General features: G+C 68.0%; 1 protein-coding gene. It reads right to left on the bottom strand.

What is annotated here, in order from left to right; translation table 11 throughout:
• The coding region (locus BGIM_RS66145) for a hypothetical protein (protein WP_193789049.1) at positions 1-219 on the bottom strand (219 nt) is incomplete at both ends.

The following is a 219-nucleotide window of genomic DNA, read 5'->3' as shown; positions in this document are numbered from 1 at the left end:
GTGTCGCGGGCCTTGATCATGAAGGTGACCGGGCCGGAGGGGCGGGTCAGCATCGTGAACGGCGAGGCGGTGACCAGTCCGACGTGCAGCCGGCCGGCGTCGCCCCAGCTTCGGCTGGTGCCCGGTTGGAAGCGGATCAGATAGCCCGCGAGATCCCTGTCGGTCACCTCGGTCCACGAGAGCCGGTCGCCCTCGATCAAAAACGACGTGATGTCGGCG

This window comes from Zavarzinella formosa DSM 19928, assembly GCF_000255705.1.
In the GTDB taxonomy this organism is placed as follows: domain Bacteria; phylum Planctomycetota; class Planctomycetia; order Gemmatales; family Gemmataceae; genus Zavarzinella; species Zavarzinella formosa.
This window is presented reverse-complemented; position numbering and strand designations above follow the sequence as displayed.